The 8,649-nt window shown below is 63.0% G+C and carries 7 protein-coding genes; 2 read left to right on the forward strand and 5 right to left on the reverse strand.

Annotated features, from left to right (window positions below; all coding sequences use genetic code 11):
* The first annotated feature begins 234 nt into the window (after nucleotides 1-234).
* Nucleotides 235-561: a hypothetical protein gene (locus tag PHD22_RS06750; RefSeq protein WP_299864102.1), complete on the forward strand. Its 327-nt coding sequence runs from the start codon at nucleotides 235-237 to the stop codon at nucleotides 559-561.
* Between the two features lie 143 nt (nucleotides 562-704).
* On the opposite strand, the gene secF is transcribed toward PHD22_RS06750, so the two are convergent.
* The 4 genes from secF to PHD22_RS06770 all read right to left on the reverse strand — a co-directional run bounded on the left by secF (nucleotide 705) and on the right by PHD22_RS06770 (nucleotide 5,622).
* Complete coding sequence (gene secF / locus PHD22_RS06755) at nucleotides 705-1,637, reverse strand: protein translocase subunit SecF (RefSeq protein ID WP_299864105.1); 933 nt, start codon at nucleotides 1,635-1,637, stop codon at nucleotides 705-707.
* Between the two features lie 173 nt (nucleotides 1,638-1,810).
* A complete protein-coding gene (gene secD, locus PHD22_RS06760) occupies nucleotides 1,811-3,673 on the reverse strand; it encodes a protein translocase subunit SecD (RefSeq protein ID WP_299864108.1) in 1,863 nt (620 codons plus the stop codon).
* Nucleotides 3,674-3,749: 76 nt separating this feature from the next.
* Nucleotides 3,750-4,079: a preprotein translocase subunit YajC gene (yajC, locus tag PHD22_RS06765; protein ID WP_299864119.1), complete on the reverse strand. Its 330-nt coding sequence runs from the start codon at nucleotides 4,077-4,079 to the stop codon at nucleotides 3,750-3,752.
* Nucleotides 4,080-4,212: 133 nt separating this feature from the next.
* Nucleotides 4,213-5,622, reverse strand: a complete 1,410-nt coding sequence (locus PHD22_RS06770) for an MBL fold metallo-hydrolase (RefSeq protein ID WP_299864110.1) — start codon at nucleotides 5,620-5,622, stop codon at nucleotides 4,213-4,215.
* Nucleotides 5,623-6,093: 471 nt separating this feature from the next.
* Here PHD22_RS06770 and PHD22_RS06775 point away from each other — a divergent pair, with 471 nt between their 5' ends.
* The gene (locus tag PHD22_RS06775) at nucleotides 6,094-6,735 is read left to right on the forward strand and encodes a PEP-CTERM sorting domain-containing protein (protein WP_299864113.1); all 642 of its coding nucleotides are present in this window, start codon (nucleotides 6,094-6,096) and stop codon (nucleotides 6,733-6,735) included.
* A 62-nt stretch (nucleotides 6,736-6,797) separates the two neighbouring features.
* On the opposite strand, the gene PHD22_RS06780 is transcribed toward PHD22_RS06775, so the two are convergent.
* A complete protein-coding gene (locus PHD22_RS06780) occupies nucleotides 6,798-8,237 on the reverse strand; it encodes a mannose-1-phosphate guanylyltransferase/mannose-6-phosphate isomerase (protein ID WP_299864116.1) in 1,440 nt (479 codons plus the stop codon).
* Nucleotides 8,238-8,649: the final 412 nt, after the last annotated feature.

The following is an 8,649-nucleotide window of genomic DNA, read 5'->3' on the forward strand; positions in this document are numbered from 1 at the left end:
CCAGCAAATTTGTGAATTATTACCGTAGAAAACCGGCAGACGCCTTGCCAAGTCGCCCAAGCCGACCTAGACTGTGATTGTGCATTGCAACAAACAAAGCATGGAAGCGGGTCAAAAGCAGAGTTAACACATTGGATTGCATCAGAAATATTTATATTGCGATGCACCACAGGCGACCACCAGAGGAGCCGATAGCTGACCCCTTCATTTGAAGCCCCTACAGGAGCAACAGCCATGAAAACGCCGAAACTACTCCCCTGGCACGCCCGCAAGGCCGGCGTGTCGATCGAACGGGCCGAAGCCCTCTGGCGCAAGGCCCTGCGCGAAGCCACCGCCGACACCGGCTGGGTGGGCAACTCCGAATTCTGGGGCGCCGCCGAAGCCCGCTTCCTGGAACTACTGCAGGAAGAGCAGAACACCCTCTGTGACCCGCAGATGGAAACCTTCATCCGCACCCAGAACCGGATGGGCCTCCTCCCCCTGCTGGCTGCAGAAGAGATGTTTACCGCCCTGTCGGCCAACTGGCAGCGCTTCTGCAAACAACTGAACAAGGCCGCCTGAGTCTCTGCTCAGGCCTGCCGCACCGGGTTTTTCTCCCTCCTCTCCTGTTAAAGGAGACTTCGACGGCGTCTGTCGCAAGACAGACGCCGCTTTTTTTCGAGGGAGGCCCCGGACGCGGGCGGGACGAACCCCGCCCTTCCCGCTTACACCACCGCTTCCTGCTTGTCCTTCTTGGGCTGGATGAACTGCTCCCGGGACACCCCGAGCCACATCACCAGCGGACTGGCCACGAGCACGGACGAGTAGATCCCGAAGCAGATGCCGATGGTCAGGGCCAGGGAGAAGTAATAGAGGGTCTCGCCGCCGAAGATCAGCATGGAGAGCACCATCACCTGGGTGGACCCGTGGGTGATGATGGTCCGGCTGATGGTGCTGGTGATCGCGTGATCCAGCACCTCCGGCGTGCTCAGGCCGCGCTTCTTGCGGAAGGTCTCGCGGACCCGGTCGAACACCACCACCGACTCGTTAACCGAATAGCCCAGCACCGCCAGCGTAGCGGCCAGCACCGGCAGCGAGAACTCCCACTGGAACAGGGCAAAGCAGCCCAGAATGATGATCACGTCGTGGAAGTTGGCGATGATCGCCGACACCGCAAAGCGCCACTCGAAGCGCATCGCCAGGTAGACCACGATCCCCACGATCACCAGCAGCAAGGCCATGGCCCCGTCGGACGCCAGCTCCTTGCCCACCTGCGGCCCCACAAACTCCACCCGGCGCATCTCGGCCTTGGGCCCCTCGATGGCAGCCAGGCTGGCCATCACACGCTCGGAGACCTTGCCGGTTTCCATGCCATCCCGGTTAGGCAGGCGGATCAGCACGTCGCGGGCGCTGCCGAAGTTCTGCACCTGGGCGTCGGGGTACCCCTCCGCCGCAAGCTTTTCACGCAATTTTTCGAGGGCTGGCGGCTCGCTGTAGGCCACCTCCATCAAGGTGCCCCCGGTGAACTCGACACTGAAGTGCAGCCCCTTCGTGGCCAGGAAAAACACCGCCAGCAGGAAGGTGACCAACGAAATCACGTTGAACACCAGCGCATGCTTCATGAACGGGATGTCTTTTTTGATGCGGAAGAATTCCATTGCTTGGTCCTCAGGTGAGGGATGAGGAGTGAGGGGAACCGATCTCCGCGCGTGTCGCGTTAATCAGCCCACCCATCAATTTGAAAGTGCGTTCGACGTGCTCTTCAGCCGTCCGGGTATGGCCGGCAAAACCGAGGGTGCGTGCCAGGGTGAGCTGCCTCACCCCTCGCCCCTCACTGACTGTCCGGCCGCCACACCTGCCCGATGGCCAGTTTCTCGAGCTTGCGCTGCTTGCCATAGACCAGGTTGACCAGGCCGCGGGAGACCAAAATGGCGCTGAACATGGAGGTCAGGATGCCCAGGCAGTGCACCACCGCAAACCCACGCACCGGGCCGGAGCCGAACACCAGAAGCGCGATGCCGGCGATCAGGGTGGTCACGTTGGAGTCGAGGATGGTGTCAAAGGCCCGGTCGTAGCCCGCGCTGATGGCCGCCTGAGGACTGGAGCCATTGCGCAGTTCCTCGCGGATGCGTTCGTTGATCAGCACGTTGGCGTCGATGGCCATGCCCAGGGTCAGCGCAATGGCGGCAATCCCCGGCAGGGTCAGGGTCGCCTGCAGCAGGGACAGCAGCGCCACCAGCAGCAGCAGGTTGGCCGCCAGCGCGATGGAGGAAATCAGGCCGAACAGGGCATAGTAGCCACACATGAAGATCGCGATGGCCACAAAGCCCCACAGGGTGGATTTGAAACCCTTCTCGATGTTCTCGGCTCCCAGGCTCGGGCCGATGGTGCGCTCCTCGATGATCTCCATCGGTGCGGCCAGTGAGCCGGCCCGCAGCAGCAGCGCCGTATCGGTGGCCTCCTCGGAAGTCATCCGGCCCGAAATCTGTACCCGGCCCCCGCCAATCTCGCTGCGGATCACCGGCGCGGTCACCACCTCACCCTTGCCCTTCTCGATCAGCAGGATGGCCATCCGCTTGTTGATGTTCTCGCGGGTCACATCCTTGAAGATCCGGGCGCCGGCGCTGTCCAGGGTCAGGTGCACCGCCGGCTCCTGGGTCTGGCCATCGAAGCCCGGCTGGGCATCGGTCAGGCGCTCGCCGGTCAGGATCACCTGCTTCTTCACCAGCAGGGCACGGCCCTCCCGGTCGTTGTACACCTCGGTACCCGGGGGAGTCGCCCCGCCCATCGCCGCCTCCAGGGCGCCAGGGGAATCATCCACCAGACGGACCTCCAGGGTAGCGGTACGGCCCAGGATGTCCTTGGCCTTGGCCACATCCTGCACACCGGGAAGCTGAACCACGATCCGGTCGAGACCCTGCTGCTGGATCACCGGCTCGGCCACGCCCAGTTCGTTGATCCGGTTGTGAAGGGTGGTGATGTTCTGCTTGATCGCAAATTCCTGGATGGTCTTCTGAGCCAGCTGGGTCAGGGTGCCGGTCAGCTTGAAGTCGGCACCGTCCTGCCCCTCGATCAGCTGCAGGTCATTGTTGCTGGCCATGATGGCCGAGCGGGCCTTCTGCTGGGTTTCCGCATCCCGGAAACGGATCACCACGCTCTGCCCTTCACGGGAGATACCCGCGTGGCGCACGCTCTTGTCCCGCAGCAGGGTGCGGAGGTCACCGGTAATCGAATCGAGGCGTTTGGTAACGGCGCCCTTCATGTCCACCTGAAGCAGGAAGTGCACGCCCCCACGCAGGTCGAGGCCCAGGTACATGGGCAGCGCACCAATGTTGGTGAGCCACTGGGGGCTGGCGGAAAGCAGGTTGAGCGCCACCACATAGGACGGATCGGCCGCATTCGGATTGAAGGTCTTTTCAATCGCGTCCTTGGCCTTGAGCTGGGTATCCGTGTCGCGGAAGCGCGCCCGCACACTGCTCAGGTCGGCAAACAGGCCGTCATGCTGGATGCCCGCAGCTGCCAGGCCCTCTTCCACGCGCTTCATGGTCGTGGCGGGATCGAGCTTGAGAGTGGCCTTGCCGCTGGAAACCTGAACGGCGGGCACCTCTCCGTAGAAATTCGGCAGGGTATAGATCAGGCCCCACACCAGGATGATGGCAATGAGGAGATTTTTCCAGAGAGGATAGCGATTCATGGTCTGGCTGGATGGAGGTAAAACAGACACCGGATGGCCGGAAGGCATGCCTCCCGGCCAGCTCAGCCCGATCAGATCAGAGCGACTTGAGCGTACCCTTGGGGAGCACGGCGCCGATGGATTGCTTCTGGACGACGATCTGGGTGTTGGCTGCGATTTCGATGGTCACGTAGGCATCGGCAATCGACACCACCTTGCCCACAATGCCGCCGCCGGTCAGCACTTCATCGTTCTTCTGCAGACCTTCAAGCAGTGCCTTGTGTTCCTTGGCACGCTTCATTTGCGGGCGGATCATCAGGAACCACAGCACCGCAAACATGAAAATCATGGGCAGGATACCACCAAGACCGCCCAGGGGATCTGCCGCGGCCGGTGCGGCCTGGGCAAAAGCGTTGGAAATCAGCACATTAAGCTCCGAAGAAGATGCAAAGGGCAGGATTATACCGTAGGGCTGGAGCAAGCCACTGACAGCGGGCTGAATCCAGCCCTGCAAAGCAGGCATCACTCCCCCGGCCAAGGCTGCCCGGAGGCATCCGGGCCTACGGGTTGCTCACCCTCACGCGTCCTTGCGTAGCCTCGCTGATCTTGCGGGCCAGAGCCGCGCGGGCGGGGTCATCACCATGGATCAGGCGCACCTCCGCCGGCCAGTGGCGCATCCGTGCAATGAAATGCACCAGATCGTTCTGGTCCGCATGGGCAGAATAGCCGGACAAGGTATGAATGCCCGCCCGGATCACGATCCGCTCTCCGTCCAGATCCACGTACCCGCCCCGCGGGCCAAAGCTCTGGATCACGCTGCCCGGAGTCCCCCGGGCCTGGTAGCCCACGAACAGCACGTCATGGCGGGGATCGTGGAGCATGGCCTTGAGGTAATTGACCACCCGCCCCCCGGCACACATCCCGCTGGCCGCGATCACCACCGCCGGCTCCCCGCTGCGGGCCAGCCTGCGCACATTCGCCTGATGTTCCGCGTGCTCATCCACCGCCACCAGCTGATCAAATGCCAGGGGCCGGCGTCCCGCCTTCAGGCGCCGCTGGGCCTCCGCATCCCAGAAGGGCTGCAATTCCCGATACAACCGGGTAAAGCGTCCGGCCAGGGGGGAGTCCAGATAAATCTTCAGCTGGGCCCAGCGCGCCGCGTGCCTGCCCGGCTTCACTGCCTGACGATGGAAGATGTCCTCGAACTCGTAGAGCAGCTCCTGGGTCCGCCCGATGCTGAAGGCCGGAATGATCACCGTACCGCCATTGCCCAGGGCCTTCTCCACCACTGCCTGCAGACGCTGGCGACGGAAACGGCGGCTCTCGTGAACCCGATCCCCGTAGGTGCTCTCCAGCACCACCACATCCGCTGACCAGGGCGGCCGGGGTGCCGGCAGCAAGGGGGCATAAGGCGCCCCCAGATCCCCCGAAAAGATCACCCGACGCGGCCCATCCCCCGGGCGGCGCAGATCACACTCCACATAAGCCGAACCCAAAATATGGCCGGCCCGCTGCAGGCGGATCCGGCACTCGCCCCCCGCCCCCGCAAACACCGTCGTCCAGGTCTTGAAGGGCACCGGACGGATGCGTGCCTCCACCATCCGCACATAGCGCTCCACCAGCCGCGCATCCCGACTCACCCCCACGGCAAAGGCATCCGCCAGCACCACCGGCAACAAGCGGGCCGACGGCTCGCTGCAATAAATCGGCCCTTTGAACCCCGCCGCCAGCAACCAGGGAATCCGTCCCACGTGGTCGATGTGCACGTGGGTCACCACCAGCGCCACCACCTGATCCACCGGAAAACCGATTTCCAGGCGGTCCGCCGCAGCTTGCCCGTCCGGCGCCGTCTCGGCTCCCTGGAACAGCCCGCAGTCAATCAGCAGGCTCCGGCCACCATCAATGAACAACTGGTGACACGACCCCGTCACCCCCTGAAAAGCGCCGTGATGAATGATGTCGATATGCATGACATCATTCTATTCCCCGAAGCCGCTCCCGGCACAAGCAATCGTTCCAGAACAACAAGCCCCTGCGCAGCGGAGTCCCCGCAGGGCGGGACGCTTGCGGCCAGACCCGCAGCAAACCGCCCCCAAAAGTGTAAAAAATGTCGACACCTGCCGAAAAGCGCTTTAAAGCCTTGTCCCCAAGGGACTTTCCCCGGAAAACATGGCGCCAAATCAGTCACATTTCCCAGGCAAAAAAACACTTACCCGTTAATTATTTAACACGTTCAAAAAAATTTTTTGTGCGGCACAACAAACGCCGGGTTCTATTTCGCCGTCAATTCATGCCGCGTCGATGTTTTTTACAATCCAAATCCAACGGCAAAAAAAATCCAAAAAACATTTCCCAAATCATTGAAAAAAATAAACAAAATAATCTGGCACCGTAATTGCTAAAGGACACTCAGTCAATTAACCCTGCTCAAGAAAATCAACATGAAAATCCTCAAACTCTCCGCCCTCATCGCCACCCTCCTGATCGGCAGCACGGCCAACGCCGCCATCATCTCCGACTACAGCAAATCCACCGCCATCGCCGACGGCTGGACCGTGGTGTACCAGGGCGCCTACGGCAGCAGCTTCAACTACGGCAGCCTGCTCAACAGCCTCTCGCCGGCATCGCAAGTAGCCCTGGCCTCCTCCGCCGACAGCAACGCCACCACCTTCGATCTGTTCGCCGGCACCTCCCTGAGCGTCCTGCAGACCATCACCGGCTTCAACGGCACCCTCCTCGCCGACGGCACCTACTGGTACCGCAACGACCAATCCGTCGGCTTTACGCCGAACGGGACCATCGATCAGAACTCCGCCGACGTGGTGGGCTCCGGTATCGGAAACGCCGACCTCAGCGTCGCCGAGGCCGACCAGCGCCTCTCCTGGCACACCGGTAGCAACGACATGGTCACCGGCGGATGGCGTTCCGGCCTGAACACCTGGCTGAATGACGACAACACCTGGCAGCGCTACGTGCTGGTGCGTGACGGCAACAGCCAGGCCGTCCCGGAACCCACCTCCGGCGCCCTGCTCGGCCTGGGCCTGGCCGGCCTCGCCGCCCTGCGTCGCAAATCCAGGGCCTAAACCACCGGCAGGCGGGATTCAATCCCGCCATCGCTGAGGGCAAACACGCCGGAGCCCGCGCCTCAGTTACGCCCGTAGGTGTCCTCGAAGCGGACGATGTCGTCCTCGCCCAGGTAGCTGCCCGACTGGACTTCGATGATCTCCAGGGGAAGCTTGCCCGGGTTGGCAAGACGGTGCACATGGCCCAGGGGAATATAGGTGGATTCGTTCTCCCCCAGCAGGAACACCTTGTCGCCATTGGTCACCTCGGCGGTGCCCTTGACCACAATCCAGTGCTCGGCCCTATGGTGATGCATCTGCAGGCTCAGCCGGGCCCCCGGATTCACCACGATGCGCTTCACCTGAAAACGCTCGCCGCTGTCGATGGAGTCGTACCAGCCCCAGGGACGATGGATCTTGCGGTGGGCCGAAGCCTGGCTGCGCTTGCCGGCCTTGAGGCTGGCCACGATCTGCTTCACGTCCTGGGTGCGCTCCCGGCTGGCCACCAGCACCGCATCGGGGGTTTCGACAATCACCGCATCCTCGATCCCCACGCAGGCCACCAGCCGGTCCTGGGCATAAACCAGGGTATTGCGGCTGTCCTCAAACAGCACGTCACCCCGGGCCACGTTGCCCGCCGCGTCCTTGTCGGCAATGGTCCACAGGGCATCCCAGGCCCCCACGTCCGACCAGCCGGCGCTCATCGGCACCACGCAGCCGGGGATGCCCAGCCCGCTGGCCTCCGCCAGCTTCTCCATCACCGCATAGTCGATGGAATCCGACGGGCAGGCCAGGAAAGCCGCCTTGTCCACCCGCAGGAAATCCGCATCCCGGCTGCCCCCCGCCCACGCCCTGCGGCAGGCCTCCATCATGGCCGGCTGCAGGTGCGCCATCGCCTTGAGCCAGGTGCTGGCCCTGACCATGAACAGGCCGCTGTTCCACAGGTACTCACCGCTGTCCAGATAGGCCTGGGCGGTGGCTGCGTCGGGCTTCTCGACGAAGGCGGCAATCGCCTTGCTGCCATCGGCCCGGTCCGCACCAAAGCGGATGTAGCCGTAACCGGTTTCGGCATGGGTGGGGACGATGCCAAAGGTCACGATGGCTCCCTCCAGCGCGGCCGGAATCCCGCCGTCGATGGCCTGCTGGAAACCCGCCAGATCACCGATCACGTGGTCCGCCGGCATCACCAGCATCACCGGATCGGCCTCCTCCACCGCCAGCGCCGCCAGGGTCAGGGCCGGTGCGGTGTTGCGGCCCGCCGGCTCCAGCACCACATGCTGACTCGCCCGGCCTGCGGCGCGCAGCTGCTCGGCAGTCACGAAACGGTATTCCTCGTTACACACCACCACCGGCGCCGAGGCCACCGGCAAACGCCCCGAGAACCCTGCCAGCCGCCCCGCCGTAGCCTGCAGCATCGTCTCATCGCCCACCAGGGCCAGCAGCTGCTTGGGGTATTGCTCCCGCGAAAGCGGCCACAGGCGCGTGCCCGAACCCCCCGAAAGAATCACCGCTTGAAGTTCCATGATGCGTCACGCCCTTGGTCAGTCATGAGAAAAATCCACTTTGCGCGGAATGATAGACAGGTACGCCACTCAGCAGCAATCCGCGGCGCCCCGCCAGTGACAAATTTACCCGGACAACCATGACACGACCGCCCTCCGTTCCCGCCCCGGCGCAAAAACCCAAATCAGTTTGCTGCACTGCCACAATCCGTCACACTGCCCTGCTAGAATCCCGCGGGCATAACAACCCGAAACCCGGATCCACGATGGAAATCATCTGCGCCGCCGACCAAGGCAAACCCATGGGTCCGTGCCCGGCTGGCAGCGCCCGGTGAAGGTCAAGAAATAAACCCGCCGACCGCATGCACTCCCCCCTACGCTCTCTCTGAAAGGCCTCCGCCATGTGTGGCATCGTTACCGCCATTGCCCGTCG

The sequence above is a fragment of the Zoogloea sp. genome (genome assembly GCF_028693495.1).
GTDB lineage: Bacteria > Pseudomonadota > Gammaproteobacteria > Burkholderiales > Rhodocyclaceae > Zoogloea.

Coding starts and splice junctions, on each gene's coding strand:
- PHD22_RS06750 (WP_299864102.1), top strand. CDS start 235: ATGAAAACGCCGAAACTACTCCCCTGGCACGCCCGCAAGGCCGGCGTG.
- secF (WP_299864105.1), bottom strand. CDS start 1,637: ATGGAATTCTTCCGCATCAAAAAAGACATCCCGTTCATGAAGCATGCG.
- secD (WP_299864108.1), bottom strand. CDS start 3,673: ATGAATCGCTATCCTCTCTGGAAAAATCTCCTCATTGCCATCATCCTG.
- PHD22_RS06770 (WP_299864110.1), bottom strand. CDS start 5,622: ATGCATATCGACATCATTCATCACGGCGCTTTTCAGGGGGTGACGGGG.
- PHD22_RS06775 (WP_299864113.1), top strand. CDS start 6,094: ATGAAAATCCTCAAACTCTCCGCCCTCATCGCCACCCTCCTGATCGGC.
- PHD22_RS06780 (WP_299864116.1), bottom strand. CDS start 8,237: ATGGAACTTCAAGCGGTGATTCTTTCGGGGGGTTCGGGCACGCGCCTG.